Raw genomic sequence first — 25,124 nt, forward strand, 5'->3', positions numbered from 1 at the left:
GTCGGGCATTGGCCCGCGCAATCGGGGTTTTGCGAGCAATAACGCCGTCTTAACCGCGTCGGGTCTATCGCGACCGGATGGCCGCGCGCGCCCCATCCCTGTCCGTCGACGACGCGCCACTTAAAGCGCGGATCGACGCGATCTACGCGATCGTGTTTGCCATGATCGCGATGGATACGCTGGGCTCGGTGATGGTCGCCGACCTGATCTGGCGGATCGACGGGCCGCGATCGACCCTGTTGTGGATGAGCGCGAACGGCGCCGTCATCGCCGCGCGGGTCGTGATGGCCGCCGCCTATCGCCAGGGTCGCTGGCCGTCGATGACGACGGCAATGTGGGCGCGGTCGCTGGTCATCCTCAGCGCACTGTCGGGCATCCTGTGGGGTATCGCCGCCGGGCTCATCATCGCGACCGGCTCCGACAATCAGGTGATGTATGTCGTCTGCGTCGCGCTGTCGGGGCTGACACTGTCGATCGCGCACGTACCGTACTGGCCGGTCTATGCCGTGTTCGAGGCGCCGATCATGGCCGCCGCCAGCCTGGCCTTCGCGATCGGCGAGCGGCCCGGCCACTGGCAGCTGTCGGGTGCCGCCGCATTGCTCGGCATCGTCATGATGTGGACCAGCCGCCGGCTGGCGCGGCAAGTGTTGCAGGCGCACGAACTGGCCACCGCCAACCAGGCGCTGGTTGAATCGCTCGGCCAGCGCGGGCGTGAGCTGGAGCGGGCGTGCGACGCGCTGGAGCGGGTGAGCCGGACCGACCCGCTGACGGGGCTCGCCAATCGCCGGTCGCGCGACGATCGGCTCGCCGACGAATGGGCGCGCGCGGTGCGCAGCGGCGGGTCGCTTGCGGTGGTCGCGATCGACGTCGATCGCTTCAAACGCTTCAACGACACGCACGGCCATGCCGCCGGCGACCAAGCGCTGCGCGCGGTCGCCGAGATGCTGCAATCGGGCATCCGCAGCCCGATCGATCTGGCCGCGCGGCAGGGCGGCGAGGAGTTCATGCTGATCCTGCCCGGTGTCGACCTCGCCGGCGCCACCTCGATCGCCGAGCGGGTGCGTGTGCTGGTCGCGCATTGCCACGACGATCCCGCGTTCGATCTGCCGGAGAAGGTCACGATCAGTCTTGGCGTCGCGGCGATGCACCCGGCGGCGGCGCGATCGGTCCACGAACTGACGATCGCCGCCGACGCCGCGCTGTACCAAGCCAAGCTCGGCGGGCGGAACCGCTACGAGGTCGGCGTCGTCGCCACCACCAACGCCGCCTGACCCCGCCGCGCGGGCGGCGGACGAACCTGCCCAATCGCCTTTAATTGCGAGTCATTCTCACCGCTCTCCACCCTTGCCCCACCGGGGGGTGCGTCCTAGAGACGCGCCAAGCGTTTCGCGCCTCGTGAGAAAGCCATTGGTCGACCTGTCGCAATATCTTCCGATCCTGTTGTTCCTGGGGATCGCGCTCGTTCTGTCGAGCGCCTTCGTGTTCCTGCCGATGATCGCCGCGCGCTTCACCGGGGCGCATCGGCCGAATCCGGAAAAGCTTAGCGAATATGAGTGCGGTTTCCCCGCGTTCGAGGATCCGCGCAGCCAGTTCGACGTACGCTTCTACCTCGTCGCGATCCTGTTCATCGTCTTCGACCTCGAAGCGGCGTTCATCTATCCCTGGGCGGTCAGCGTGTTCTCGCTCGGCTGGACGGCGTGGATCAGCATGATGGTGTTCATCGCCGAACTCGCGCTGGGCCTGGTCTATGCGTGGAAGAAGGGGGCGTTGGATTGGGAATGAGCGACATTCTTCCCCATTCCGGTCCGGTCGAGCTGCCCGTCGGTGGCGGCGGCCAGGCGGTGGTGCCGCCCGATCAGGCGTTCTTCGACGGACTGAACGGCGAACTGACCGACAAGGGCTTCCTGGTCACCTCGACCGAGGAACTGTTCCAGTGGGCGCGGACGGGCTCGCTGTGGTGGATGACGTTCGGGCTCGCGTGCTGCGCGGTCGAGATGATCCACGTCAACATGCCGCGTTACGACCTCGAACGGTTCGGTGCGGCACCGCGCGCATCGCCGCGCCAGTCGGACGTGATGATCGTCGCGGGCACGCTTTGCAACAAGATGGCGCCGGCCTTGCGCAAGGTCTACGACCAGATGTCGGAGCCGAAATACGTCATCTCGATGGGCAGCTGCGCGAACGGTGGCGGCTATTACCATTACAGCTACAGCGTCGTGCGCGGCTGTGACCGCATCGTACCGGTCGACATCTACGTTCCCGGCTGCCCGCCGACCGCCGAGGCGTTGTTGTACGGCATCATGCAGTTGCAGCGGAAGATTCGCCGCGTCGGGACGGTGGAGCGGTGAGCACGCGCGGGCCGATCTGGCGCTCGATCCTGTGGGTCGAGCAATTCCTGCCGAAACCGACGCCGGCTTTGCCCGAATCCGAACGGGCGGCGGCGCGGCGTCGCGCGGCCTTCGTGCCGCTGATCGCCTTTCCTGCGATCTTCGTCCCGAGCCTGCTGCGCAACCGGCATGAGCTCGGCACGCTGCTGCGGCAGAACATGGTGGCGGTGCAGCAGGCGTTCCTGGGTCTGGCCGTCATCTGTGCGCTGGCCGTGATGGTCGCCGCCATAGTGACGTTGCGTCGCGAGCGGCGGCGGGAGCTTGGTCGATGAGGGCGCCGGCCCCTGCCTACGCCTCGAACGATGGCGTGATCGACGCGGCGGGCAAGGCGCTTGGCGCGCGCGTGCTGTCGAGCCTGGAGGCGGTCGGCGAAGTGTCGTTCACCGTCGATCGCGAAAGCCTGATCGAGACGATGACGCTGCTGCGGGATGCGCCCGGTCTCGAATACCAGCAGCTGATGGAGATCGCCGGGGTCGATTACCCGGACCGGCCCGACCGGTTCGACGTAGTCTATTGCCTGCTCAGCCTTACCCGCAATCACCGCATCCGCGTCCATGTCCAGACCGACGAGGTGAAGCCGGTGCCGTCGGTGACGGGTATCTGGCCGGTCGCCGGCTGGCTCGAGCGCGAAGTATACGACATGTACGGCGTGCTGTTCGAGGGCAATCCCGATCTGCGCCGCATCCTGACCGATTACGGCTTCGTCGGGCATCCGCAGCGCAAGGACTTTCCGCTGACCGGCTATGTCGAACTGCGCTATTCGGAGGAGACCAAGCGCGTCGCCTACGAGCCGGTGCAACTGGCGCAGGATTTCCGTACGTTCGATTTCATGAGCCCGTGGGAAGGCGCGGAATACGTGCTGCCGGGCGACGAGAAGGGGCTGGCGCTGCCCGAGGCGAAGGGCGCGCCGACGCCGCTCAAGGCCGACGCGATCCAGAAAGCGGACGCCGCCGAGACCGCGAAGGCGCAGCCCGCGACGCCCAAGACCACCGACAGCCCGGCCCAGACCGGCGCCGGCAAGGACAGCCCCGACGGTGCGCCCACGCCGGCCAAGGCGAAGGCCAAGCCCAAGAAGGGCGGCGACGCCGCGCCGCCGCCGCCGACGGATGGCAAGTCGGCGAACGCCGCGCCCGACAAGAGCGCCGACGTCGCCGCTGCGCCTGCGGCCGGTGAGGCGCCGAAACAACGCAAGGTTGCTGCGAAACCGCGCGTGAAACCCGATGCCGCGACCGCTACCGAACCGGCCAAGCCGGCGCGGGCGCGCAAGAAGCCGGAGCCCAGGAATGGCTGACCAGCTCGACAAATTGCTCGATCGTACCGATGCCGAGGATCCGACCACCGGCGACGTCACGATCCAGAACTACACGATCAACTTCGGCCCGCAGCATCCGGCGGCGCATGGCGTGCTGCGGCTCGTCATGGAGCTCGACGGCGAGATTATCGAGCGGATCGACCCGCATGTCGGCCTGCTCCATCGCGGCACCGAGAAGCTGATCGAGTACAAGACCTACGCACAGGCATTGCCCTATTTCGATCGGCTCGATTATTGCTCGCCATTGTGCATGGAGCACAGCTTCGTGCTCGCGATCGAGAAGCTGCTCGACCTCGAAGTGCCGGTCCGCGCGCAGTACCTCCGCGTGTTCTTCGCCGAACTGACGCGCATCTCGAACCACATGCTCAACCTCGGCAGCCACGTCATGGACGTCGGCGCGATGACGCCCAACCTGTGGCTGTTCGAGATCCGCGAGGATTGCCTCAATTTCTTCGAGCGCATGTCGGGCGCGCGGATGCACCACAATTACCTGCGGCCGGGCGGGGTGCATCAGGATGTGCCGCTCAAGCTGCTGACCGACATCGCCGACTGGCTCGACACACGCCTGCCGCGCCTGTTCGAGGATGCGATCTCGCTGGTCGCCGACAACCGCATCTTCAAGCAGCGCAACGTCGATATCGCGATCGTTGCCCGTGAGGACGCGGTGAAGTGGGGCTTCTCCGGCCCGATGATCCGCGGATCGGGCATTCCGTGGGATCTGCGCAAGTCGCAGCCCTATGATGTCTACGCGAAAATGGACTTCGAGGTGCCGGTCGGCACGCGCGGCGACTGCTACGATCGCTTCATGGTGCGCGTGGAGGAAGTCCGCCAGTCGGCGCGGATCATGCGCCAGTGCCTCAACGAAATGCCCGGCGGCCCGATCGCCAGCGACGACCGCAAGGTGGTGCCGCCGAAGCGCGCCGAGATGAAGCAATCGATGGAAGCGCTGATCCATCACTTCAAGCTCTACACCGAAGGCTTCCATGTCCCCGCCGGCGACGTGTATGTCGCGACCGAAAGCCCCAAGGGCGAGTTTGGCGTGTACCTCGTCGCCGACGGCAGCAACAAGCCGTACCGCTGCAAGATCCGCCCGACCGCGTTCAGCCACCTCCAGGCGATGGATTTCATGTCGAAGGGCCACATGCTCGCGGATACGACCGCGATCCTGGGCGCGATCGACGTGGTGTTTGGGGAGTGCGACCGGTGATCTTCTTCAAATTGAGCGAGCAAGAACGGAAAAACGCGACAATTGCGCTGACGTTCATGGTGGCGCCTGTCGTACTCATCTCCCGCACCATCGCCGCATCGCATGGCACTACCATTGCGACAGTCTTCGTCGCTGCCATGGCCATCGTCGGCGCTTTGATCGGCGTGCAAATCCACCTGTCATCGCGGCAAGATGCGGCGGCCAGTGCGTCAAGCGTGGATCAGGACAGCATCGATGGCTGAGGCCCCTCAAATCCCCGACGAAGCCGAGGTCCGCGCGCGCTGGGGCGATTTCGCGTGGAACGACGCGAGCGGCGTCAAGGCGAAGGAAATCCTCGGCCGCTATCCGCCGGGGCGGGAGCAATCGGCGTCGCTGCCGCTGCTCGATCTCGCCCAGCGCCAGGTCGGGACGGAGACCAACACGCAGGGCTGGCTGCCGGTCCCGGTGATCGAGTTCGTCGCCAAGCAGATCAACGTCGCCTACATGCGCGTCTACGAGGTCGCGACCTTCTACACGATGTTCAACATGGCGCCGGTCGGCCGCTATCACGTTCAGGTGTGCGGCACGACGCCGTGCATGCTGAGCGGGTCCGACGACGTGCTGGCGGCGTGCAAGAACCACGGGCTGGTCAAGGGGCGGACGACGCCGGACGGGCTGTTCACGCTGACCGAGGTCGAGTGCATGGGCACTTGCGCCAATGCGCCGATGGTCCAGATCAACGACGATAATTACGAGGATCTGGATTACGATCGCACGATCACCGTGCTCGAGGCGCTGGCGCGCGGCGAGACGCCGGCCGCCGGCTCGACGATCGGCCGCCGCGCGAGCTGTCCCGAGGGTGGGCCGACCACGCTGAAGGCGATGGTCGATGAGAACCACGATTATCGGGGGCAGTGGTGATCCGGCAACGCGAACTTGGAACGGTGTTGCTCGTCATCGGCCTGGCGATGCTGGGCGTGGCGATCGCGCGCAGTGTGTTGTGGCATACGTCGGTCGGGCGGTCGATCGTGATCGCCAGCCTGTTCGTCGGGCTCGGCTTCGCGGTGCGCCGCGGGCTGCTGGCGAAGACGGAGGCGCGGCGATGACCGGCAATCCGCTCATTACCGTGCTGGCGATCGTCGGCGGGCTCGTCCTGCTCGGCATCGTACTGAAAGTCGCGTTCGCGCTGATCGGGCTCGCGATCACCGTCGGCATCGTGCTGATGCTGGTCTATTTCATCAAGAACATGGTGGGGGGACGGCCATGAGTCCCGCGATCATCGCCGCGCTCGTCTGCTCGTTCTGCGGCGCGTTCGTGTGTATCCTCGCCGCCAAGAAGCGGAGCCGTTGATGCTCGCGGACAAGGATCGCATCTTCACCAACGTCTACGGTTTCCAGCCCTGGGGGTTGGCTGCGGCGCAGGCGCGTGGGGATTGGGACAACACCAAGAAGCTGCTCGAGATCGGCGCCGACACGATCATCGACCGGATCAAGGCGTCGGGCCTGCGCGGGCGCGGCGGGGCGGGGTTCCCGACCGGCACCAAGTGGGGCTTCATGCCCAAGGAGCCGCGGCCGGATCGTCCCAACTTCCTGGTCATCAATGCCGACGAGTCCGAGCCCGGATCGTGCAAGGATCGCGAGATCATCCGTCACGATCCTCACAAGCTGCTCGAAGGGGCGCTGGTCGCCGGTTTCGCGATGCGTGCGCGGGCAGCCTACATCTACATTCGTGGCGAGTATATCCGCGAGGCGGAGACGTTGTTCGCCGCGATCGCCGAGGCGTATGATGCCGGCTTGCTCGGCAAGAATGCGTGCGGGTCGGGCTACGATTTCGACGTGTTCTGCCATCGCGGGGCGGGGGCGTACATCTGCGGCGAAGAAACCGCGATGCTCGAAAGTTTGGAGGGCAAGAAAGGCCAGCCGCGGCTGAAGCCGCCGTTCCCGGCCGGTGCGGGGCTCTATGGTTGCCCGACGACGGTCAACAACGTCGAATCGATCGCGGTCGCCCCGACGATCCTGCGGCGTGGGCCGGAATGGTTCGCGAGCTTCGGCGCGGAGAACAACAAGGGCACCAAGCTCTTCCAGATCAGCGGCCATGTGAATAAGCCGTGCGTGGTCGAGGACGCGATGAGCATCCCGTTCCGCCAACTGATCGAGGAACATTGCGGCGGCATTCGCGGCGGGTGGGACAATCTGCTCGCGGTGATCCCGGGCGGATCATCGGTGCCTCTGGTCCCGGCGGCGCAGATCATGGACTGCCCGATGGATTTCGACGGGCTGAAGGCAGTCGGCTCGGGTCTCGGCACCGCGGCGGTCATCGTCATGGACAAGTCGACCGACATCGTCCGCGCGATCAGCCGCATCAGCTATTTCTACAAGCACGAAAGCTGCGGACAGTGTACCCCGTGCCGCGAAGGCACCGGCTGGATGTGGCGTGTGATGGAGCGGCTGCGCACCGGCGACGCCGACGTGTCGGAAATCGACACTCTGTTCAACGTGACCAAACAGGTCGAAGGTCACACCATCTGCGCGCTGGGTGACGCCGCGGCCTGGCCGATCCAGGGCCTGATCCGCCACTTCCGCCCCGAGATCGAGCGCCGCATCACGGAACGCGCCGGCGGCGATCTGGCGCCGATGCAGGAGGCGGCGGAGTGAATCGACCGATTGTTATGGGTATCCTCCAACTCGCCGCAGGGCTCGCGGGGATGACGGCAGCTAACCCTTCGCTCGGCCAAGACCGGCCGACTGGATCGATGCTGCAAGTACGCCCCGTGGCAATCGCGCCCGAACGACTGGGTGAGATGCAAGTCGAGTTCGGTCGATGCATCTATGGCAGCAATCCCCGCGCCGCCGCAGCCTTGTTGACACACAGCGACGCGTTTGCCGCCGATCTCAAGGCCGCGCGCATCAACGATCCCAGGATATCGTTCGATACGGACCGTTGCCTCCGTCAGGAACGGCGCGACGATGAGCCAAACCTCGATGTCGCGATCACACCGCTCGGCGTACGTGCGATGTTGCTTGAGCCCGCTTATCTCGAGGCGTACCGTCATCCCCCGGTGTTGGCGGCGGGTGCTGTTGAAGCGCTGCCGCGTCAGTTCGTGTCGACCGGCGATCAACTCGTCCGGGCACGCCAGTTAGCCGTTTTTGCCGATTGCGTTGTCTTTCACGATCTGACCGGGGCCGATGCGCTAGTGCGTACGATGCCCGGCACGCCGTCGGAGGTCGCTGCCGCAAGAGCGCTCGCGCCGTCGCTGGGCGCCTGTCTGGCGCAGGGGCAGCGCTTCAGCCTTGCCGCCAAGAATGTTCGCGCCGTCGTTGCCGACGGCCTGTGGACCCGCTTCGTGCGGGCAACCCCGGCGCAATAGGAAGATCGAGCAATGCCCAAGCTCAAAGTAGACGGGATCGAGGTTGAAGTGCCGCAAGGAGCCACCGTGCTCCAGGCGTGCGAGGCGGCGGGGAAGGAAATCCCGCGCTTCTGCTATCACGAACGCCTCAGCATCGCCGGCAATTGCCGGATGTGCCTGGTCGAGGTGAAGCCCGGGCCGCCCAAGCCGCAGGCGTCGTGTGCGCTGCCGGCGGCGGACAATCAGGAAATCTTCACCAACACGCCGATGGTCAAGAACGCGCGCGAAGGCGTGATGGAGTTCCTGCTCATTAACCATCCGCTCGATTGCCCGATCTGCGATCAGGGCGGTGAGTGCGACTTGCAGGATCAGTCGGTCGCCTATGGCCGCGGCGCCACGCGCTATACCGAGAACAAGCGCGCGGTGACCGAGAAATATATGGGGCCGATCGTGAAGACGGTCATGACGCGCTGCATCCAGTGCACGCGCTGCATCCGCTTCGCCGAGGAAGTGGCTGGGGTCGAGGAAATCGGCGCGATCTATCGCGGCGAGGACATGCAGATCACTAGTTACCTCGAACAGGCGGTGACGAGCGAATTGTCGGGCAATGTGGTTGATCTGTGCCCGGTCGGCGCGCTGACCAGCAAGCCGTATGCGTTCGAGGCACGGCCGTGGGAGTTGAAGAAGACGTTGTCGATCGACGTGATGGACGCGGTCGGCACCAACATCCGGCTCGACAGTCGCGGGCGGCAAGTGCTGCGCGCGCTGCCTCGCGTCAACGACGACGTCAACGAGGAGTGGGCGACCGACAAGACGCGGCATGCGGTCGATGGTCTCGTGCGGCGGCGGCTCGACCGGCCGTATGTGCGGCGCGACGGCAAGCTGGTCCCGGCGAGCTGGGACGAGGCGTTCGCAGCGATCGCGGCGGTGAAGGCCGGCGACAGCGTCGCGGCGGTGCACGGCGATCTGGTCGATTGCGAGACGATCTTCGCAGCCAAGGCGCTGGTGCAGGCGATGGGCGGCTCGCTGCTCGAAGGACGCCAGACCGGCATGGACTATGACACGTCCAGCCTCGCGGCGGTCAATTTCAACACGACGATCGCGGGTGCCGAGCAGGCCGACGCGGTCCTATTGGTCGGCACCAACCTGCGCTGGGAAGCGCCGCTGGTGAACACGCGCGTGCGCAAGGCGATCAAGAAGGGCGCGAAGGTCTTCGCGATCGGGCCTGACGTCGACCTGACGTACAAGGTCGAATGGCTGGGCAACGACTTGTCGCTGCTCGGCAAGTTGCCGCAGGTGGCGGCCGACGCGTTCGCGGCGGCCAAACGTCCGATGGTGATTGTCGGCGGCGCGGCGTTGAAGAACGGGCAGGGCGCGAGCCTGGCGCTCGCCAAGTCGCTGAATTTGGTACGCTCGCTCGAGGACGGGAGCGCGTGGAACGGCTATAACGTCCTGCACTTCTCGGCGGCGCGGAACGGCGGGCTGTTGCTCGGCTTCGCGCAGGCGGGCGGGATGGCGGACCTGTACGCCGCGAACCCCAAATTGGTGTTCCTGATGGGCGCCGACGAGGTCGATTTCGGCCAGCTCAAGAAGAGCTTTACGGTCTATGTCGGGCATCACGGCGACCGCGGCGCGCACCATGCCGACATCGTCCTGCCGGGGGCGAGCTATGCCGAGAAATCGGGAACGTTCGTCAATCTCGAAGGGCGTGTGCAGCGGGGCGAGCGCGCGGTGTTCCCACCGGGCGACGCGCGTGAGGACTGGACGATCCTGCGCGCGCTGTCGGACCATCTCGGCGTGACGCTGCCGTTCGACAGCCTGGACGAACTGCGCGCGCAAATGGCGCTCGACACACCGGCGCTGGGGAAGCTCGGGCTGATCGCCCACGACTGGAACCCGCCATCGCTCGACACGGCGGGGTCGGGCGAGATCACCTATCCGATCAAGGACTTCTACCTGACCAACGCGATCTGCCGCGCGAGCCCGACGATGCAGCAATGCTCGGCCGAACTGCTCCACGGCGGTGATCTGGCGGAGGCGGCGGAGTGACCTCTTGGTTCACCTATCTCGGGCTGCCTTATGGCTGGGCGTGGTTCGTCGCGACGATCATCGACATCCTGGTGATCGCGCTGCCGCTGATGCTGGCAGTCGCGATGATAATCTATGCCGATCGCAAGATCTGGGCGGCGATGGCGCTGCGGCGCGGGCCGAACGTGGTCGGGCCGCTCGGCCTGCTGCAATCGTTCGCGGACGGGCTGAAGGTCTTCCTGCAGGAAACGATCATCCCCAGCGCCGCGAACAAAGCGTTGTTCCTGATCGCGCCGATCATAACCTTCACCGTCGCGCTGATCGTGTGGGCGGTGGTGCCGTTCCAGGCGGGTGTGGTGCTGGCGAACATCAATGTCGGGCTGCTTTACGTGCTCGCGGCGTCGAGTCTGGGCGTCTACGGCATCATCATCGCCGGCTGGGCGTCGAACTCGAAATATCCGTTCTATTCGGCGCTCCGCGCTGCGGCACAGATGGTCAGCTACGAAGTGTCGATCGGATTCGTGCTGATCTCGGTCGTATTGTGGTCGGGCAGCTTCAACCTCGGCGCGATCGTCGAAGGGCAGCGGGCGATCTACTCCTGGCTGCCGGTCAACGGCTATGCGTTCAACTGGCTGCTGTTCCCGATGGCGGTGGTGTTCTTCATTTCGTCGCTGGCCGAGACGCAGCGCGCGCCGTTCGACCTGACCGAGGCGGAAAGCGAGCTCGTCGCCGGCTACCAGACCGAATATTCGTCGATGAGCTTCGCCCTCTACTGGCTCGGCGAATATGCCAACGTCATCCTGATGTGCGCGCTCAACGCGATCCTGTTCTGGGGCGGGTATCTGCCGCCGTTCGACTGGGCGCCGCTCTACGTCTTGCCGGGAATCATCTGGCTGTTCATCAAGATGCTCTGTTTCTTCTTCGTGTTTAGCTGGGTGAAAGCGACCGTCCCGCGCTACCGCTACGACCAGCTGATGCGGCTGGGGTGGAAGGTGTTCCTGCCGCTGTCGCTGATCTGGGTGTTTATCGTGTCGGGCTGGCTAATGTGGACCCGCGTGGGAGTCGGTTCATGAGCGTCGGTCAATTCATCAAATCGTTCACGCTGTGGGAATTCGTGAAGGCGCACGCGCTGACCTTCAAGTATTTCTGGAAGCCCAAGGCGACGATCAATTATCCGTTCGAAAAGAACCCGATCTCGCCACGGTTCCGCGGCGAGCATGCGCTGCGGCGTTATCCGAACGGCGAGGAACGCTGCATCGCGTGCAAGCTGTGCGAGGCGATCTGTCCGGCGCTGGCGATCACGATCGAGGCCGAACCGCGCGAGGACGGCAGCCGCCGCACCACGCGCTACGACATCGACATGACCAAGTGCATCTATTGCGGGCTGTGCCAGGAAGCGTGCCCGGTGGATGCCATCGTCGAGGGGCCGAACTTCGAATTCTCGACCGAGACGCGCGAGGAGCTGATCTACGACAAGGCGAAGCTGCTCGATAACGGCGACCGCTGGGAACGCGCGATCGCCGCGAACCTTGCCGCCGATGCACCGTATCGGTAGGCGGGCGGCAACAGTGGGACGTTCGATGATTCACCTTCAATCCGTCATCCCGGCGCCAGCCGGGATCGCTGATGGCAAGGGCGCGGTAGCCAATATGGCGGCCACGGCCTTCGCCGGGGCGACGGTGCGCGCATGATCCAGGCAATCGCCTTCTACCTGTTCGCCGCGATCGTGATCCTGTCGGGGGCGCTGACGATCACGTCGCGCAATCCGGTGCACAGCGTGCTGTGGCTGATTCTGGCGTTCTTCAACGCGGCCGGGCTGATGCTGATCGCGGGGGCCGAGTTCATCGCGATGCTGCTGGTGATCGTCTATGTCGGCGCAGTCGCGGTGCTGTTCCTGTTCGTCGTGATGATGCTCGACATCGATTTCGCCGAATTGCGCGCGGGCTTCGTCCGCTATGCCGCGATCGGACTGGCCTTCGCGGTCGCGTTGGCGTGCGAGATCTTCATCGCGATCGGCGCGTGGTCGGCGGGCGGGCTGAAGCTCGATCAGCGGATCGCGCCGATGCCGGAGGCGCACGTCTCCAACATCCGCGCAATCGGGCAGCTGCTCTATTCCCGCTACCTCTACGTGTTCGAAGGCGCGGGCCTCGTCCTCTTGGTCGCGATGATCGGCGCGATCGTGCTGACCCACCGCCAGCGCGGCGGGGTCAAGGGCCAGAAGATCAGCCGCCAGGTTTCCCGCCGGCCGCAGGACGCGACGCGCAACGTCAAGCCGCCCGTGGGGCAGGGGGTGGAGCTGTGATCGGCCTGACGCACTATCTGGTGGTCGCCGCCATCCTGTTCGGGATGGGGGTGATGGGCCTGATCGCGAACCGCAAGAACCTGATCGTCATGCTGATGGCGATCGAGCTGATCCTGCTCGCGGTGAACCTTAACCTCGTCGCTTTCTCGGCGTACCTGCACGATTTGGTCGGCCAGGTGTTCGCGATGTTCGTGCTGACGGTCGCGGCGGGCGAAGCGGCGATCGGGCTCGCGATCCTGGTCATCTATTTCCGCGGCCGCGGCACGATCGCGGTCGACGACGTCAACCGGATGAAGGGATGATGGTTGTGAGGTTCGTCATCCCGGCGAAGGCCGGGATCGCTGGCGGCAAGCGCGCGCCATCCACCGCGACGGCGCCGGCCTGCGCCTGGTCGATGGTCGTCGCATGATCCAGCTCATCGTCTTCCTGCCGCTGCTCGCGGCCGCCGTCGCCGGGCTCGGCAACCGCACGATCGGCAACGTGCCGGCGAAGGTCGTGACGACCGGCGCGCTGTTCGTGTCGTGCGCGTTGTCCTGGCCGATCTTCATCCATTATCTCGGTGGCGCCGATCCGACGATCGCGCCGGTCCTGACCTGGATGAAGTCCGACGCGCTCGACGTGCAATGGGCGTTGCGCGTCGACAGCCTGACCGCGGTCATGCTGGTCGTCATCACCAGCGTTTCGGCGCTCGTCCACCTCTATTCCTGGGGGTATATGGACGAGGATCCCGACCAGCCGCGCTTCTTCGCGTATCTGTCGTTGTTCACCTTCGCAATGCTGATGCTCGTGACCGCGAACAATCTGGTCCAGATGTTCTTCGGCTGGGAAGGCGTTGGCCTCGCCAGCTACCTGCTGATCGGATTCTGGTTCAGGAAACCCAGCGCCAATGCCGCGGCGATCAAGGCGTTCGTTGTCAATCGCGTCGGCGACCTGGGCTTCATGCTCGGCATGTTCGGCACGTTCCTGGTGTTCGGCACCGTGTCGATCCCGGAAATCCTGGCGGCGGCGCCCAGCCATGCCGGATCGACGATCGGCTTCCTGGGCCATCGTTTCGACACGATGACGGTCTTGTGCCTGTGCCTGTTCGTCGGCGCGATGGGCAAGTCGGCGCAGCTCGGCCTGCACACCTGGTTGCCTGACGCGATGGAGGGTCCGACCCCCGTCTCGGCGCTGATCCACGCCGCGACGATGGTGACCGCCGGCGTGTTCATGGTGTGCCGCCTGTCGCCGATGTTCGAAACCAGCGAGACCGCGTTGACCTTCATCGTCACGATCGGCGCCGCCACCTGCATCTTCGCCGCGACGATCGGCACGGTGCAGAACGACATCAAGCGGGTGATCGCCTATTCGACCTGCTCGCAGCTCGGCTACATGTTCTTCGCGGCGGGCAGCGGCGCGTACGGCGCGGCGATGTTCCACCTGTTCACGCACGCTTTCTTCAAGGCCTTGCTGTTCCTGGGCGCGGGATCGGTGATCCATGCGATGCACCACGAGCAGGACATGCGGTTCTATGGGGGCCTGCGGAAGTCGATCCCGGTGACGTTCTGGGTGATGCTGCTCGGCACGCTGGCGATTACCGGCGTCGGTATTCCCGGCATCTTCGGCCTGCCGCAGATCGGGTTCGCCGGGTTCCATTCGAAGGACGGTATCCTCGAGCTGGCGTTCGCCTCCGGCCGCGGTACCGGGGCGTTCTGGGTCGGCGTGCTCGCGGCGCTGTTGACCAGCTTCTATTCGTGGCGGCTGATGTTCCTGACCTTCTGGGGCAAGCCGCGCTGGGCGCAGTCCGAGCATATCCAGCACGCGCTGCACCATCATGAGGACGAGGCCCACTCGACCCATAGCGACACCGCGCACGAGGATGTGCACGCAACCGATGCGCACGACCTGCCCACCGGCACCGGCGGCTATCACCCGCACGAAAGCCCGGTGTCGATGCTGATCCCGCTGATCCTGCTGAGCGTCGGTGCAGTCGCGGCCGGGTTCGTGTTCCACGGCTTCTTCATCGAGCCGGCATCGGGTGAGGAATATTGGCGCGGCGCGATCGCATTCAACGAACATCTCTATCATGCCGCGCACGGCGTGCCGGTGTGGGTCAAGCTGTCGGCGACGATCGTGATGCTGCTGGGGCTGTGGACCGCGTGGATGAGCTATATTCGCCACCCGAGCTTCCCGGCGAAGTTCACGCAAATGTTCCGCGTGCTCTACGCGTTCCTGCTCAACAAATGGTATTTCGACGAGCTCTACGACAAATTGTTCGTCCGTCCCGCCTTCGCGCTCGGTCGCCTGTTCTGGAAAGCTGGGGATGAGGGCACAATCGACCGGTTCGGGCCGAACGGATCGGCCTGGGTCGTTGGCCTCGGCAGCCGCGTCGCGGCGCGCGTGCAAAGCGGATATCTCTACACTTATGCCTTCGTCATGCTGATCGGCCTGACCGCCGCCGTTACCTGGGCGATCACGCGATGAGCGGCTTCCCGATCCTGTCGGTGATGCTCGCCGTGCCGATGGCGGCGGCGATCGCGTGCCTGTTCACCAGTGCCAGCAACGCGCGCTGGTTGGCGCTGGCGGCAACGTTGGTCGACCTCGCGCTCGGCGTCGTGCTGTGGAGCAATTTCCAGATCGGCGGGCCGCAATGGCAGTTCGTCGAGCACGTGCCGCTGACCGGCACGTTCGGCTGGTCGCTCGGTATCGACGGCTTCGCGCTGCTGCTGATCGAGCTCAGCGTCTTCCTGATGCCGATCTGCATCGGCGCCAGCTGGCAGGCGATCGAGAAACGCGTGCCAGAATACATGGCGGCGTTCCTGCTGACCGAAGTGCTGATGATAGGCACGTTCGCGGCGCAGGATTTGTTCCTGTTCTACATCTTCTTCGAAGGCGGTCTGATTCCGATGTTCCTCATCATCGGCATCTGGGGCGGGGCGAACCGGATCTACGCGAGTTACAAGTTCTTCCTCTACACGTTGTTCGGTTCGGTGCTGATGCTGGTGGCGATGCTGTGGATGGTCCACCAGGCGGGGACGACCAGCATCCCGGTGCTGCTCAACCATGACTTCCCGGTGCAGGCACAGACATGGCTATGGCTCGCCTTCTTCGCGTCGTTCGCGGTGAAGATGCCGATGTGGCCGGTCCATACATGGTTGCCCGACGCGCACGTGCAGGCGCCGACCGCCGGGTCGGTAATCCTGGCCGGCGTGCTGCTGAAGCTCGGCGGCTATGGCTTCCTGCGCTTTTCGGTGCCGATGTTCCCCGAAGCGTCGGCGAGCCTGACCTGGCTGGTGTTCGCGCTGTCGGCGGTGGCCGTGATCTACACCTCGCTGGTCGCGTTGGTGCAATCCGACATGAAGAAGCTGATCGCCTATTCGTCGGTCGCGCATATGGCGATCGTGACGATCGGCCTGTTCGCGTTCAATCGCCAGGGGATCGAGGGCGGAATGATGGTGATGCTGGGCCACGGCCTGGTATCGGGTGCGTTGTTCCTATGCGTCGGTGTGATCTACGACCGGCTGCACACGCGCGAGATCGACCGCTACGGCGGGCTCGCGATCAACATGCCGCGCTATGCCTTGTTCTTCATGCTGTTCACGATGGCCTCGGTCGGGCTGCCCGGCACGAGCAATTTCGTCGGCGAGTTCCTGAGCCTGGCCGGCACCTATCAGGTGTCGACCACCATCACCCTGCTTTGCACCACCGGCATCATCCTGGGCGCGGCCTACATGCTTTACCTCTACCGCCGCGTCGTGTTCGGCGAAATCAAGTCCGACGACGTCGCCGCGATGCCCGACCTGAACGCGCGCGAGCTGTGGCTGCTGGCGCCGATCGCGGTGGCGGCGCTGTGGATGGGCGTCTATCCCGAAAGCTTCCTGGCGCCGATGCGCGGGGACGTGAAGGTGTTGCTCGACCGGATCGATCGCGCGAAGCCCGCGGGCGATGCCGCGCCGACGGCCGGCAAGCCGACCGCGGTCAAGGCCGCGACGGCGCACGCCGCTGAAACCGGCGGGGAGGCCAAGTGATGGGCTGGGCGCTTTCCCTTCAGGCGACGTTGCCCGAACTCGTTCTGTCGGTTGGATCGCTGGCGCTGATGCTGGTGGCCGCCTGGGGCGGACAGGGCGCGACGCGCGCGGTCGGTTGGACCGCGATCGCCGTGCTGATCGGCGCGGGGATTTCGCTGGCCGGGCCGGCGTCGAGCGCAGGATCGGTGTTCGGCGGCCTTTATCGCGCCGATGCGTTCGCGGCGTTCGCCAAGGTATTGATCTACATCGCCGCCGCCGTGTCGATCGTGATCGCACCGCGCTTCTTCGATCGCAACGACGGCGACGCGTTGCATCCCGAATATCCGGTGCTGATCCTGCTGTCGTCGGCGGGCATGGGTATGATGGTGTCGGCGGGCGACATGCTGACGCTGTATGTCGGGCTCGAGTTGCAGAGCCTTGCCGCATACGTGCTCGCGAGCTTCATGCGCCGCGACCAGCGGTCGGCCGAGGCGGGGCTCAAATATTTCGTGCTGGGCGCGCTGGCGAGCGGCATCCTGCTCTACGGGATCAGCCTCGTCTACGGGTTCAGCGGCACGACGCTGTTCCCCGGCATCGCCACCGCCTTCGCCGGCGCGCATTCGCTGGGGCTGACGTTCGGGCTGGTGTTCGTGTTCGCCGGCCTCGCGTTCAAGATGTCGGCGGTGCCGTTCCACATGTGGACGCCCGACGTATATGAGGGCGCGCCGACGCCGGTGACGACCTTCTTCGCCTCGGCGCCCAAAGTCGCGGCGGTAGCGCTCGGCGTACGCGTCGCGATCGAGGCGATGGGACCGGCGGTCGACCAGTGGCGCCAGATCGTGATCTTCGCGAGCCTCGCCTCGATCATCTTCGGCGCAGTCGCTGCCGTCGGACAGCGCAACATCAAGCGGCTGCTGGCTTATTCGTCGATCAACAATGTCGGCTTCCTGCTAGTCGGTCTTGCCGCCGGTACGGCCGAGGGTGTCGCGTCGGTGCTCCTATATCTGACCATTTACGTCGCGATGACGCTGGGCGGGTTCCTCGTCGTGCTGCAGATGCGCGATGGCGACGGCCGCCCGGTCGAGAGCATCGAGAGCATGGCCGGCCTGTCGCAGAACAGCCCGGGGCTGGCAGCGGCAATGGCGATCTTCATGTTCAGCCTCGCCGGCATCCCGCCGCTGCTCGGCTTCTTCGCCAAGCTGGCCGTGTTCCAGGCGGCGGTGAATGCCGGGCTCTATCCGCTCGCGGTGGTCGGCTTCGTCGGCTCGGTGATCGGCGCCTTCTATTATCTGCGCGTCATCAAGGTGATGTATTTCGATCCCGCCGCGCCGGCCTATCAGCGCAGCAACGCGGTGGTCGAATATGCGATCATCGCGGTCATGGCGGTGTTCATTTCGCCGCTCGGCTGGTTTGCATTGCGCCTGATCGGGTTGTGGACGGCGGCGGCGGCGAAGGCGCTGTTCTGATCGCCGACCCGCGCGAAGGCCGCGTCCGCACGGTTGCGGAAACCGGATCGACCAATGCCGATATGATCGCGCTCGCCGCGAACGGGCTGGAGGAAGGCGTATGGCTACGCGCCGAGCGCCAGACGGTCGGGCGCGGGCGGCAGGGGCGAGCGTGGGTGTCGCCGGCCGGCAACCTCTATGCGAGCACATTGGTCCGCGTCCGGCCGAGCGATCCGCCCGCCGCGACGCTGGCGCTGGTCGCCGCCGTGGCACTGCAGGAGGCGGTAAGCGCGTATCTGCCCGGCCTCGCCGCCATCAAATGGCCCAACGACCTGCTGATCGACGGCGCCAAGCTGTCGGGTATCCTGCTCGAACGTGCCGGGACGGCGGTGGCGGTCGGGATCGGCGTCAATCTGGCGCACCATCCGGACGACACCGATCGCCTCGCGACCAGCCTGGCCGCGCAGGGCGCGGCGGTCGGGCCGGCGGATTTCATCGAGACGCTGGCCGACGCCTTCGCACGCTGGGTAGAGCGCTGGCGCGGGGAGGGGATCGACGTCGTCCGCCGCCGCTGGATGGAGCGCGCGCACCCCTCGGGCACCCCGCTGACCGCGCGCCTGCCCGATGGCGCGGTATTCGACGGCTTGTTCGAGGCGCTCGACGTCGAGGGTGCGCTTATCCTGCGCTTGGCGGATGGCACGCGGCGTGTCATTCACGCCGGCGACGTGTTTCTGCTGTGACATCGCTTCCGTTCGTTTCGAGCGACGTCGAGAAACGGCAGCGCGCGCGAACCTCGGCGTGTCTCGACGTCGCTCGACACGAACGGATTGGAGCTTGAGTTCGATGCTGCTTGCGGTCGATGCCGGCAACACCAATATCGTCTTCGCCCTGTTGGATGGGCGTGAGGTCAAGGGCCGCTGGCGGATCGCGACCGATCCGCGACGCACCGCCGACGAATATGCGGTGTGGCTCAGCCAGTTGCTCAGTCTGGAAGGATATGACCGCAGTGACGTGACTGGCGTAGTGATCTCGACCGTTGTCCCGCGCGCGACACACAATTTGCAGGTGCTGGCGGAGAAATATTTCAAGACGACCGCGTCGATTGCCGGCCAGGCGCCGCTCGAATACGGCATGGCGATCGACGTCGCTGAGCCGCAAAGCCTGGGTGCCGACCGCGCGGTCAATGCGATCGCGGCGCACGCTCTGCACCAGGGCGACCTGATCGTGATCGACTTCGGTACCGCGACGACGGTCGACTGGATCGACTATCGCGGTGCCTACAAAGGCGGGATCATCGCGCCGGGCATCAATCTGTCGCTCGACGCGCTGGTCAACGCCGCGGCGAAGCTGCCGCGGATCGCGATCGAGGCGCCGGCCGACCCGACCGTGATCGGCCGCGATACGGTCAGCCAGATGCAGATCGGCATCTATTGGGGCTATATCGCGATGATCGAGGGGTTAGTCGCTCGGATGAAGGCGGAAGTTGCGCGGCCCGTCATGGTCGTCGCGACGGGGGGCTTGGCGGTTCTGTTCGAGAAGCATACCGCGATCTTCGACCATGTGGAGTCGGATCTGACCATCCAGGGGCTCGCGATGATGTGGGAACGCGCCGGGAAATAGGCGCCACCCCGGCGCAGGCTGGGGTCGCTGGCGGCTCTTCCCTCTAATAACTAAGCGGTCCCGGCCTGCGCCGGGACGACGGAATGGAAGATATTTTGATACCCAAGAACGAACTGCTTTTCGTCGCGCTCGGTGGGTCCGGCGAGATCGGCATGAACGTCAACCTGTACGGTTGCCAGGGCAAATGGCTGATCGTCGACATGGGCGTGACCTTCGCCGACCCCGCCTATCCTGGCGTCGACCTGATCCTGCCCGACCTGCAATTCATCGAGGAGCAGCGCGAGAATCTGGTCGGCATCGTCCTGACGCATGGGCATGAGGATCATATCGGCGCGCTGCCGTACCTGGCCGACGAACTCGACGTGCCACTCTATGCGACCAAATTCACCGCCGGGCTGATCCGCGGCAAGCTGGAGGAGGAGGGCATCGCCGATCGCGTGCCGCTCCATGTGATCGAGCCGGGCCGGCCGATCGATCTCGCGCCGTTCAGCGTGCGGTTCGTGCCGCTGGCGCATTCGATCCCCGAAGCGAGCGGGCTCGCGATCGAGACGCCGTTCGGCACCGTGTTCCACACCGGGGACTGGAAGCTCGACGACAGCGACGCGGTGATGGGCCGTCCATCGACTCCGGCCGACCTGACCGCGATCGGCGATGCCGGCGTGCTGGCGCTGGTGTGCGATTCGACCAACGTGTTCAACGCCGACCCGTCGGGCAGCGAGGCTAGCGTGCGCGACGGGCTAGTCGCCGCGATCGGCAAGGCGCGAGGGCGGGTGGTCGTCACCACCTTCGCGTCGAACGCGGCGCGGTTGCAGACGCTGGCGGAGGTCGCGAAGCAGACCAGGCGCAAGCTGTGCGTGACTGGGCGCTCGCTCGACCGCATCGTCACCGTTGCGCGGGCGACCGGCTATTTCCGCAAGTTCCCCGATCCGATCAGTCCGGAAGCGGCGATGGGCCTGCCCGGGCGCGACGTGCTGATCGTCGCGACCGGCGGCCAAGGCGAGCCGCGCGCGGCGCTGGCGCGGATCGCTGAGGGGACGCACACAGTCAAGCTGAGCGCGGGCGACACCGTGATCTTCTCGTCCAAGCAGATTCCGGGCAACGAGCTTGCGATCGGGCGCATCCAGAACCGGCTGGCCGCCGACGGCGTCGAGATGGTGACCGAGCGGCAGGAGCATGTCCACGTCTCCGGTCATCCCGGTCGCCCCGAACTCGCGCAGATGTACGGCTGGATCCGCCCGCAGATCCTGGTGCCGGTGCATGGCGAGATGCGGCACATGATGGAGCAGGCGCGGTTCGGCGTCGCGAGCGGCATCCCGCAGGCGATCGTCCAGAACGATGGCGAAATCGTGCGACTGGCGCCCGGTGCGCCGGAAAAGCTCGGCCATGCCCAGGTCGGGCGATTGATGCTCGATGGCGACGTCATCCTGCCCGCCGACGGCGCGACGATGAACGAGCGCCGGCGACTGGCGAGCTTCGGCCAGATGTCGGTCGCGGTCGCGATCGATCGCGTTGGGCGGCTGGTCGGCACACCGCAGTTCAAGTTCCAGGGCGTGCCGGTCGAGGAGGATCGCGACGCGTTCCGCGACGAGGCGGTCGACGCGGCGGCGGACGCGGTACGCAGCCATCGGGGCGGACGTGATGATCTGCTCGAGAAGTTGCGGCTGGCGGTACGCCGGGTCGCGACGCGCTGGACTGGCAAGAAGCCGGTGGTCGACGTCCTGCTGATCGAGGCGTAGAGCCGTTCCATGCGCTGGACCTCGCTGCTCGCGATCTACTTCCTGTTCTGGTCGTTCTCGGTATTCCTCGTGCTACCGTTCGGCGTGCGCACGACGCATGAGGCGGGCGGCGAGCTAGTCCCAGGACAGGCGGAGAGCGCACCGCACGAGTTCAGCCTGAAGCGAGTCGCGATCCGGGTGACGATCGTCGCAACGATCCTGTGGGGATTGTTCGTGTTGAACTATGTGTTCGGCTGGGTGTCACCGGAGATGCTCGACATGTTCGATCCGGCGAACGCGAGTTGAATGCGTCATTACGAACGTAGTGACGCAATCCAGGATATATCGCTAAACGCTGTATTGCCGCGCGACGCTCGCGATGACGACAGCGATCAGCGCAACCGCTCGATCGCCTGGGCCAGCGCGACGTAGAGTTTACCCATGTCCGACGACAGCAGCACGACGCCCATCGGCGCGCTGTCGCGTTGAGCGAGAACGGCGCGAAGCATCGCTTCGAAATCGTGGATGTAGCGGTTGATCTGCTCGCGCGCGGTGGGATCGCCCTCATAGGCGGTAGTGACTGCGCGGATGTCGCCCGTATCAAGCAGCTTGACCGCGCGCCGGCTGAACGTGCCGCGCTCGCCCTTGAGATACGCGGCCCACGACGAATCGAGCACATCCTTGGCATAGATGCCCGACAGGTCGATTGCCGCCGATTGCAGCGTTTCGGTCAGCTGCGTTACGCGCCGCGCGAAGCCGTCGGCGTCGTGGGTGTCGGCCAGCCGCGCGTCGATCTCGTTCGAGGCATCGGCCAGCGCGAGCATCTGCTGGTTGAGCTGATCGGACGCCTGCACCGCGGATGCAGCGGCGATTTCCTGCGCCTCGGCGATCGCGCTCAGGCTCTCTTCTAGCGCCTGACGGCCGGCCTCCTCGATCGATCCGGTCGCGTCGGGCACGATCTTCGCTATCGCTTCGCGCGCGTGATCGGCGGCGGCGTTGGCGGTGTCGCGGATCCGCATCAGGCTTTCAAGCAGTTGCGGCGCGGCCTCGCCGGCAAAGCGCTGGGCGGCGTCGTTCGAATCGGCGATCGTCTGCGTCATCGTCGCGATCCGCGCCTCGCCCTCGGCGATGGTCGCGGCGACTTGGTTCACCACCGTCTCGATCGCGGTGATCCGCTCCGCCAACGCCGCGGCGCTGTCGGTTGCGGTGCGGTCGAGCGTCGCCTGATTGGTCGCCACCATCGCCTGCATCGCATCGCCCTGCGCGGTGATGCCCTTGCGCGCTTCGTCGACTGCGCTGGCGGTGCGGTCGAGCAGGCCGTCTACCGTGCTCGACATGCCCGCGGTCACACTTTCGAGCCGGGCGGCGGCGGTCTCGCTGGTCGCTTCCATCCGCGCGATATTGGCGGCGAGCCGTTCGGCTGCGCCGCTGGTCAGCGCATCGGCCTCGCGCCCGCGTTCACCGAGCGCGACGATCTGCGAGTCGAGCGCGGCGGCGTGCTGGCTCGCGGTCAGCCCGGTCGCTTCGATCCGCGCGATGAGCGCCTCGGTATCGGTATGCGCGCGAGGCAGCGAGGCCAGCACGACCTGCAGCTTTTCCTCCGCGGTGCGCGCGGCGGCGTCGAGGCTGGCGGCCTGACGCTCGGCATCGGCGATCTGTTCGGCCATGCCGCTGGCGGCGGCCATCATCGTCGTGACTTGCGAGCCGAGCGCGGCGCGGTTTGCGTCGATCGTCCGCGACATCGCCGCGACGACATTTTCCAGATGCTCGGCCTCGACGCGCATCGCCTGCGCGGTCGCCTGGAACCGCCGCGCCGCGACCGCGCTCGACCGGTGTGCGATCAGCCACAGCACGCCGAGCAAGATCAGCGGGATTGTCGCCAGCGCGATCGTCTGCGCCAGCGCGAAGAAACCGGCGCTGAGCGGCGGCGCCACGAACCAGCCGTAGAATCCGACCCAGCCGATCGCGACCAAGATCAGCAGGCCGGCGAACACGCGTTCCCACGGGAAAGTCCGCGGTTCGTCCGCGACGTCGTCGGTCAGGTCGAGCATCGCGGGCTCCGCATACAGTTCCGCGACCGGCGTGGCGACGGGTGGCGCGATGGGCGTGCCGATCGCGGTGGCGGCGGGAAAGACGATCGGATCGCCGTCCGGGATCACGTCGCTGAGACGTAGGTCGATAATGTCCGAAGCCCCCTTCATGACAGCATGTTTACCATGAAATCGCCGAGCGCAAAGCGATTACGCAACGATTGGTTAAGCCGCGCCGGACTAGGGCGGCGGCATGGCCTATGACCCCGGAGCGATCGATGCGACCCTGGCGGCGGCGGTGGGTGACGATGCGTCGCTGATCGCCGAACTCCGTATTGCCTTTGTCGACGGCGCTGAGCGCGCGATCGAGGCACTGGAGACCGCGACCGACACCGATGGCTGGACGTCGTCGGCGACGCGGCTGAAGGGGCTGGCGGCGAGCTTCGGCGCGGTCCGCCTGATGGCGCTGGCCGGACAGGCGGCGGAGCATCCCGGCGACGCCGATGTCGTCGCCAAGCTGCGCCGCGCGGTCGCTCGCCTCTAACCTTTTGCGTTGACGGCCAAGTCGCCCTAACAGCCTCGCGATGATTGCGGGGTTGCTGTTCGCGACGGCTGAGGCGTCGGATCGCCATGATGCGCTGGCGGCGACCTTGCCGATCGGCGGGGTGACGCTGGTCGAGTTCCAGGCGCGATTGCTCATCGCGGCGGGCGCGACGCAAATCGTCGTCGTCGTGTCGCGGATGACGCCCGAACTGCTCGGCGCGGTCAACCGCATCGGGCGGCGCGGCATCGCGATCGATACCGTACGGACGCCGGGCGAGGCGATCGCCAAGCTGCACCCGCTGGCGCGCGTGGTCTGGCTGGCCGACGGACTGGTGACGACAGGTGCGGTGGTCGAGGCGATGGCGGCGCGCGATCACGACACGCTGCTGGTGTCGGCTAAAGGCGAGGGGCTTGAGCGGGTCGGGCCCGACGCGGTATGGGCGGGGATCGCGACGATCGATGCGCAGCGGATCGCCGATGTCGCCCGGCTGCCGACCGATTACGACTTCGCCTCCGCCCTGCTGCGGACGGCGGCGCAGCGCGGTGCCGAGCATGTGACGTTGCCCGACAGCGCGGCGCGCGCCGGGCACGGTATCGAGCGCGATTCGCGGATGCTGGCGGCGAAGGGGCGCGCGGCGTTGATCGCCGCGCTGGGCGAGCGGGCCAACTGGGTCGATCGCTACCTGATCGCGCCACTCGCGAAGGCCGTGCTGCCGCCGCTGATCGCGCGGAGCGTGCCGGCGTTCGTGATGGTCGCGATCGCAACGGCGGCAGCGTTGGTGGGGCTCGTCGCGCTGGCGCTGCGTTGGTCGGTGACGGGTCTGGTGTTCACGATCGTGGCGCTGGCATTGTTCGCGCTGGGCGATACGCTCGGCTGGCTACGCGACGAGGGGCGGTTGCGCACCGCGGTACGCTGGGCGGGACCGGGCGTGGTTGGGGCGAGCGTGCTGGCGTTCGGGTGGCAGGCGAGCGCGGAGGCGACGACCGCGATGGTGCTGGCGATCGCGCTCGTCATCGCCGCCGCGCTGGCCGAGCGGGCGGCGTCGGCGGTCGCACGGCGGCTGTGGTGGGCGGTGCCGGCGGCCTATCCGCTGATCCTGCTGGTGGCGGCGATCCTCGGCCGGCCCGCTATCGGGCTGGTGGCGGCGGGACTATATGCGGCGGCGACGCTGGGCACGGCGATCGAGCGGTTGCGCGCGCGGCTCGCCGGCGCGACTGGCTAAC

27 protein-coding genes are annotated in these 25,124 nt (G+C 66.2%); 26 read left to right on the forward strand and 1 reads right to left on the reverse strand.

From position 1 onward, the window contains the following. The first annotated feature begins 77 nt into the window (after positions 1-77). The 24 genes from J0I47_RS02975 to J0I47_RS03090 all read left to right on the forward strand — a co-directional run bounded on the left by J0I47_RS02975 (position 78) and on the right by J0I47_RS03090 (position 21,633). Positions 78-1,271 (forward strand): GGDEF domain-containing protein, encoded by a 1,194-nt coding sequence (locus tag J0I47_RS02975; RefSeq protein ID WP_294044950.1) that lies wholly within the window; start codon positions 78-80, stop codon positions 1,269-1,271. A 136-nt stretch (positions 1,272-1,407) separates the two neighbouring features. Next, complete coding sequence (locus J0I47_RS02980; protein WP_294045840.1) at positions 1,408-1,782, forward strand: NADH-quinone oxidoreductase subunit A; 375 nt, start codon at positions 1,408-1,410, stop codon at positions 1,780-1,782. Continuing rightward, entirely contained in the window at positions 1,779-2,348 is a 570-nt protein-coding gene (locus J0I47_RS02985) for an NADH-quinone oxidoreductase subunit B family protein (protein ID WP_294044951.1), read from the forward strand. The genes J0I47_RS02980 and J0I47_RS02985 overlap by 4 nt, the downstream gene beginning before the upstream one ends. Continuing rightward, positions 2,345-2,659, forward strand: a complete 315-nt coding sequence (locus J0I47_RS02990) for a hypothetical protein (RefSeq protein ID WP_294044952.1) — start codon at positions 2,345-2,347, stop codon at positions 2,657-2,659. Before J0I47_RS02985 ends, J0I47_RS02990 begins: the two co-directional genes overlap by 4 nt. Next, positions 2,656-3,678, forward strand: coding sequence for an NADH-quinone oxidoreductase subunit C (locus tag J0I47_RS02995; protein WP_294044953.1), 1,023 nt, complete (start codon positions 2,656-2,658; stop codon positions 3,676-3,678). The genes J0I47_RS02990 and J0I47_RS02995 overlap by 4 nt, the downstream gene beginning before the upstream one ends. Next, positions 3,671-4,906 carry an NADH-quinone oxidoreductase subunit D gene (locus tag J0I47_RS03000; RefSeq protein WP_294044954.1) on the forward strand — a complete coding sequence of 412 codons (1,236 nt, stop codon included), beginning with the start codon at positions 3,671-3,673 and terminating at the stop codon, positions 4,904-4,906. The genes J0I47_RS02995 and J0I47_RS03000 overlap by 8 nt, the downstream gene beginning before the upstream one ends. Beyond that, the gene (locus J0I47_RS03005) at positions 4,903-5,148 is read left to right on the forward strand and encodes a hypothetical protein (protein WP_294044955.1); all 246 of its coding nucleotides are present in this window, start codon (positions 4,903-4,905) and stop codon (positions 5,146-5,148) included. Before J0I47_RS03000 ends, J0I47_RS03005 begins: the two co-directional genes overlap by 4 nt. Further along, on the forward strand, positions 5,141-5,806 hold the full coding sequence (locus J0I47_RS03010; protein ID WP_294044956.1) for an NAD(P)H-dependent oxidoreductase subunit E: 666 nt from the start codon (positions 5,141-5,143) through the stop codon (positions 5,804-5,806). Before J0I47_RS03005 ends, J0I47_RS03010 begins: the two co-directional genes overlap by 8 nt. After that, positions 5,803-5,991 carry a hypothetical protein gene (locus J0I47_RS03015; protein WP_294044957.1) on the forward strand — a complete coding sequence of 63 codons (189 nt, stop codon included), beginning with the start codon at positions 5,803-5,805 and terminating at the stop codon, positions 5,989-5,991. The genes J0I47_RS03010 and J0I47_RS03015 overlap by 4 nt, the downstream gene beginning before the upstream one ends. Beyond that, on the forward strand, positions 5,988-6,152 hold the full coding sequence (locus tag J0I47_RS03020) for a hypothetical protein (protein ID WP_294044958.1): 165 nt from the start codon (positions 5,988-5,990) through the stop codon (positions 6,150-6,152). Before J0I47_RS03015 ends, J0I47_RS03020 begins: the two co-directional genes overlap by 4 nt. Positions 6,153-6,234: 82 nt before the next feature. After that, on the forward strand, positions 6,235-7,539 hold the full coding sequence (gene nuoF / locus J0I47_RS03025) for an NADH-quinone oxidoreductase subunit NuoF (protein WP_294044959.1): 1,305 nt from the start codon (positions 6,235-6,237) through the stop codon (positions 7,537-7,539). Between the two features lie 14 nt (positions 7,540-7,553). Continuing rightward, positions 7,554-8,252 (forward strand): hypothetical protein, encoded by a 699-nt coding sequence (locus J0I47_RS03030; protein WP_294044960.1) that lies wholly within the window; start codon positions 7,554-7,556, stop codon positions 8,250-8,252. Positions 8,253-8,264: 12 nt separating this feature from the next. Next, positions 8,265-10,280, forward strand: coding sequence for an NADH-quinone oxidoreductase subunit NuoG (nuoG, locus tag J0I47_RS03035; RefSeq protein ID WP_294044961.1), 2,016 nt, complete (start codon positions 8,265-8,267; stop codon positions 10,278-10,280). Beyond that, entirely contained in the window at positions 10,277-11,332 is a 1,056-nt protein-coding gene (gene nuoH / locus J0I47_RS03040) for an NADH-quinone oxidoreductase subunit NuoH (protein WP_294044962.1), read from the forward strand. The genes nuoG and nuoH overlap by 4 nt, the downstream gene beginning before the upstream one ends. Continuing rightward, positions 11,329-11,814, forward strand: coding sequence for an NADH-quinone oxidoreductase subunit NuoI (gene nuoI, locus J0I47_RS03045; protein ID WP_294044963.1), 486 nt, complete (start codon positions 11,329-11,331; stop codon positions 11,812-11,814). Before nuoH ends, nuoI begins: the two co-directional genes overlap by 4 nt. Positions 11,815-11,946: 132 nt before the next feature. Continuing rightward, positions 11,947-12,561, forward strand: a complete 615-nt coding sequence (locus J0I47_RS03050; protein WP_294044964.1) for an NADH-quinone oxidoreductase subunit J — start codon at positions 11,947-11,949, stop codon at positions 12,559-12,561. After that, the gene (gene nuoK, locus J0I47_RS03055; protein ID WP_294044965.1) at positions 12,558-12,863 is read left to right on the forward strand and encodes an NADH-quinone oxidoreductase subunit NuoK; all 306 of its coding nucleotides are present in this window, start codon (positions 12,558-12,560) and stop codon (positions 12,861-12,863) included. Before J0I47_RS03050 ends, nuoK begins: the two co-directional genes overlap by 4 nt. Positions 12,864-12,966: 103 nt before the next feature. Further along, positions 12,967-15,024 carry an NADH-quinone oxidoreductase subunit L gene (gene nuoL / locus J0I47_RS03060; protein ID WP_294044966.1) on the forward strand — a complete coding sequence of 686 codons (2,058 nt, stop codon included), beginning with the start codon at positions 12,967-12,969 and terminating at the stop codon, positions 15,022-15,024. Continuing rightward, positions 15,021-16,568 carry an NADH-quinone oxidoreductase subunit M gene (locus J0I47_RS03065; RefSeq protein WP_294044967.1) on the forward strand — a complete coding sequence of 516 codons (1,548 nt, stop codon included), beginning with the start codon at positions 15,021-15,023 and terminating at the stop codon, positions 16,566-16,568. The genes nuoL and J0I47_RS03065 overlap by 4 nt, the downstream gene beginning before the upstream one ends. Next, positions 16,568-18,013 carry an NADH-quinone oxidoreductase subunit NuoN gene (nuoN, locus tag J0I47_RS03070; RefSeq protein WP_294044968.1) on the forward strand — a complete coding sequence of 482 codons (1,446 nt, stop codon included), beginning with the start codon at positions 16,568-16,570 and terminating at the stop codon, positions 18,011-18,013. Before J0I47_RS03065 ends, nuoN begins: the two co-directional genes overlap by 1 nt. Further along, complete coding sequence (locus J0I47_RS03075) at positions 17,980-18,732, forward strand: biotin--[acetyl-CoA-carboxylase] ligase (RefSeq protein ID WP_294044969.1); 753 nt, start codon at positions 17,980-17,982, stop codon at positions 18,730-18,732. The genes nuoN and J0I47_RS03075 overlap by 34 nt, the downstream gene beginning before the upstream one ends. Positions 18,733-18,835: 103 nt before the next feature. Continuing rightward, positions 18,836-19,612, forward strand: a complete 777-nt coding sequence (locus tag J0I47_RS03080; RefSeq protein WP_294045841.1) for a type III pantothenate kinase — start codon at positions 18,836-18,838, stop codon at positions 19,610-19,612. 95 nt (positions 19,613-19,707) lie between these two features. Next, complete coding sequence (locus J0I47_RS03085; RefSeq protein WP_294045843.1) at positions 19,708-21,348, forward strand: ribonuclease J; 1,641 nt, start codon at positions 19,708-19,710, stop codon at positions 21,346-21,348. Between the two features lie 9 nt (positions 21,349-21,357). Next, complete coding sequence (locus J0I47_RS03090) at positions 21,358-21,633, forward strand: DUF1467 family protein (RefSeq protein ID WP_294044970.1); 276 nt, start codon at positions 21,358-21,360, stop codon at positions 21,631-21,633. Positions 21,634-21,719: 86 nt separating this feature from the next. Here J0I47_RS03090 and J0I47_RS03095 read toward each other — a convergent pair whose 3' ends face one another. After that, complete coding sequence (locus J0I47_RS03095) at positions 21,720-23,528, reverse strand: hypothetical protein (protein WP_294044971.1); 1,809 nt, start codon at positions 23,526-23,528, stop codon at positions 21,720-21,722. A gap of 82 nt (positions 23,529-23,610) precedes the next feature. On the opposite strand from J0I47_RS03095, the gene J0I47_RS03100 reads away from it, so the two are divergent. After that, the gene (locus J0I47_RS03100; protein WP_294044972.1) at positions 23,611-23,901 is read left to right on the forward strand and encodes an Hpt domain-containing protein; all 291 of its coding nucleotides are present in this window, start codon (positions 23,611-23,613) and stop codon (positions 23,899-23,901) included. 40 nt (positions 23,902-23,941) lie between these two features. Next, complete coding sequence (locus tag J0I47_RS03105) at positions 23,942-25,123, forward strand: hypothetical protein (RefSeq protein ID WP_294044973.1); 1,182 nt, start codon at positions 23,942-23,944, stop codon at positions 25,121-25,123. Position 25,124 lies beyond the last annotated feature (1 nt).

Source organism: Sphingomonas sp., assembly GCF_017304635.1.
Lineage (GTDB): Bacteria > Pseudomonadota > Alphaproteobacteria > Sphingomonadales > Sphingomonadaceae > Sphingomonas.

Excerpts from the sequence above, each read along its gene's own strand:
- J0I47_RS02975 (WP_294044950.1), top strand. The coding sequence starts at position 78 with ATGGCCGCGCGCGCCCCATCCCTGTCCGTCGACGACGCGCCACTTAAA.
- J0I47_RS02985 (WP_294044951.1), top strand. The coding sequence starts at position 1,779 with ATGAGCGACATTCTTCCCCATTCCGGTCCGGTCGAGCTGCCCGTCGGT.
- J0I47_RS02995 (WP_294044953.1), top strand. The coding sequence starts at position 2,656 with ATGAGGGCGCCGGCCCCTGCCTACGCCTCGAACGATGGCGTGATCGAC.
- J0I47_RS03000 (WP_294044954.1), top strand. The coding sequence starts at position 3,671 with ATGGCTGACCAGCTCGACAAATTGCTCGATCGTACCGATGCCGAGGAT.
- J0I47_RS03010 (WP_294044956.1), top strand. The coding sequence starts at position 5,141 with ATGGCTGAGGCCCCTCAAATCCCCGACGAAGCCGAGGTCCGCGCGCGC.
- J0I47_RS03020 (WP_294044958.1), top strand. The coding sequence starts at position 5,988 with ATGACCGGCAATCCGCTCATTACCGTGCTGGCGATCGTCGGCGGGCTC.
- nuoF (WP_294044959.1), top strand. The coding sequence starts at position 6,235 with ATGCTCGCGGACAAGGATCGCATCTTCACCAACGTCTACGGTTTCCAG.
- J0I47_RS03030 (WP_294044960.1), top strand. The coding sequence starts at position 7,554 with ATGGGTATCCTCCAACTCGCCGCAGGGCTCGCGGGGATGACGGCAGCT.
- nuoG (WP_294044961.1), top strand. The coding sequence starts at position 8,265 with ATGCCCAAGCTCAAAGTAGACGGGATCGAGGTTGAAGTGCCGCAAGGA.
- nuoI (WP_294044963.1), top strand. The coding sequence starts at position 11,329 with ATGAGCGTCGGTCAATTCATCAAATCGTTCACGCTGTGGGAATTCGTG.
- J0I47_RS03050 (WP_294044964.1), top strand. The coding sequence starts at position 11,947 with ATGATCCAGGCAATCGCCTTCTACCTGTTCGCCGCGATCGTGATCCTG.
- nuoL (WP_294044966.1), top strand. The coding sequence starts at position 12,967 with ATGATCCAGCTCATCGTCTTCCTGCCGCTGCTCGCGGCCGCCGTCGCC.
- J0I47_RS03065 (WP_294044967.1), top strand. The coding sequence starts at position 15,021 with ATGAGCGGCTTCCCGATCCTGTCGGTGATGCTCGCCGTGCCGATGGCG.
- nuoN (WP_294044968.1), top strand. The coding sequence starts at position 16,568 with ATGGGCTGGGCGCTTTCCCTTCAGGCGACGTTGCCCGAACTCGTTCTG.
- J0I47_RS03080 (WP_294045841.1), top strand. The coding sequence starts at position 18,836 with ATGCTGCTTGCGGTCGATGCCGGCAACACCAATATCGTCTTCGCCCTG.
- J0I47_RS03090 (WP_294044970.1), top strand. The coding sequence starts at position 21,358 with ATGCGCTGGACCTCGCTGCTCGCGATCTACTTCCTGTTCTGGTCGTTC.
- J0I47_RS03095 (WP_294044971.1), bottom strand. The coding sequence starts at position 23,528 with ATGAAGGGGGCTTCGGACATTATCGACCTACGTCTCAGCGACGTGATC.
- J0I47_RS03100 (WP_294044972.1), top strand. The coding sequence starts at position 23,611 with ATGGCCTATGACCCCGGAGCGATCGATGCGACCCTGGCGGCGGCGGTG.
- J0I47_RS03105 (WP_294044973.1), top strand. The coding sequence starts at position 23,942 with ATGATTGCGGGGTTGCTGTTCGCGACGGCTGAGGCGTCGGATCGCCAT.